This window comes from Microbacterium sp. Leaf351 (genome assembly GCF_001423825.1).
GTDB classification, from domain to species: Bacteria; Actinomycetota; Actinomycetes; order Actinomycetales; family Microbacteriaceae; genus Microbacterium; species Microbacterium ginsengisoli.
Window position 1 is genome coordinate 1 of record NZ_LMPK01000030.1, and the last position, 1,953, is coordinate 1,953.

2 protein-coding genes are annotated in these 1,953 nt (G+C 70.4%); both read right to left on the reverse strand.

The window, feature by feature from the left end; genetic code table 11:
* Positions 1–205, reverse strand: a 205-nt coding sequence (locus ASG00_RS17770) for a hypothetical protein (protein WP_235559450.1), incomplete at its 3' end; no start/stop codon positions are given.
* A gap of 83 nt (positions 206–288) precedes the next feature.
* Positions 289–1,953 (reverse strand): hypothetical protein (locus ASG00_RS15395; RefSeq protein ID WP_162238374.1); only part of this gene is annotated, 1,665 nt, incomplete at its 5' end.

The following is a 1,953-nucleotide window of genomic DNA, read 5'->3' on the forward strand; positions in this document are numbered from 1 at the left end:
CGAACACGAACGCCCGCCACGACTCCGACATCGACTTCGCCGCCGACTCATAGAACGCGAAGTCACCGCCGCGGCCGAGGTTCCACACCATCAACACCGCCGACGCCGCCGTCAGTGCGACTATCGATCCCCAGATTGGCCACGGTTCCCGCAGAACACGTCTTAAGAGCACGTCTATCCCTTTCGAGACGGTGTTGACGACCATCGGTGGTGCTGCTGCAATCGTGCGGCAGGGTTTCTATGACCCTGCTGCGACTTCTTCCCGTCCGCGAGCGGAACGATTCCCGGTCATGGTCGGCACTGCCACAGCGTGAACGAACGGTCGGGGCGCGTCGTCGCGGACGCGGACGACGCGGCGGACGCGGCATCCGCTTCTGCTGTCAGCCCGTTCAGCACCGGAGACAGACTCTCGGCGACCGACGACCGGGTGTCGGCGAGAAGCCCGAGGGCTCCCGCCGAGACGGACGCATCGGTGCCCCACGTGCGCACCACGGTGCAGCGCTGCTGCGCGACGAACTGGGCGACCGGGTCCTTCGCGCCGGCACCGGCCTTCACGACGAACCAGCGCACCGAGCCGTTGTCGACGAGATCCTTCAACTGCGCGGTCGTGAAGACCGGCACCGCGCCGGAGTATCCGCCGTCGGTGAGCACCGCCTGCCCCGTGGTGTCGATGACGTCCGCCGAGATCGCCCAGGAGTCCGTCACGATCGGAGCCCCCGTGCCGGCGGCGGGAGCGGGTGCACCACTCGCATCGGCAGCGATCACCCGCAGCAGGTCGTCGACCGGCGTGGAAGCCGTGGGGGCACCACCCCAGAGGTTCGGCGTCGAGACGTGGAACGACTCGGTCGCACCGGGGTCGACAACCGATGAGTCGGATGCCGCCGCCACCGGGAACCCGTAGACATCAACCGTCCGCGCGGGGCGCGGTGAGGCAACCCCGGCCACCGCGGCGGGGGGTCGCCAACCGAGGTACGCGTCGATTCCCGAGCCGTCACGACCGGCATCCAGGGCCTGCACGCTCCACAGCGCCGGACCTGCCAGCAGCGCCAGACCGGCGACCGTGGCGACAGCGGTGGAGGCTGCGCGCGGCGACAACACCGCCCCCGACCGCACCTCGCGGGTGAGGACGACCGCGGCGCCACAGATGCTCACCGCCCCCATCGGCACGGCGAGCACCGCCGGCATCGCTCCCCACGACGCCAGCGCGACCGCCCAGACCGTCTGGCCGGCGAGCAATGCGGGAAGCACGAGACGGTCCCTGCGGCGACCTGAGCGCTGCAGCGTCCACGCGCGGGAGAACGCGATCGCGGCAAAGAGGGCCAACTGCACCCCGAGCGCGGCGAGGTACGCCGTGTGCGGCATGACGCTCGCCGTCAGCACTGCCGCCGCGACGGCAAGCCAGAGCGTGACCGCAACCGTCGTGGCGAAAGCTGCCCTTTCGGCCGCGGACCGATGGTCACGACGCGGCCACCACCGGGCGAAGGCGAGCACGATGCCTGCCGCCGCCGCCGGGTAGAGCCACCCGATCTGAGTGAGGTTCTCGGGGGCGAACAGCTTGGGATGGAGGGCGAAGCCACCGGTGCTCCGGAGCATCGAGGAGATCGCGGCCGTCGCACCCCCCGACTGCTCTCCCGGCCCGACCGCCCCGGGCACAAGTCCCGGGAACACCCGGTCGATGCCGTTGTAGCCGAACACCATCGCAAACAGGTTGTCGTTCGTCGAGCCGTCGACGAACGGACGGACACCCGACGGCACCACCTGCACGATCGCCATCCACCCCACCGACGCCGCAACCGCGACCGCAGCGAAGGTGCCCGCGCGCGCGAGGCGGCGGACACGGGACATCCCCCCGAGCACGAGCAGCGCGATCACGAAGCCCGGCAGCACGAACCACGCCTGCATCATCTTGGCTTGGAACCCCACGCCGACGGCGATGCCCGACCACGCCAACGC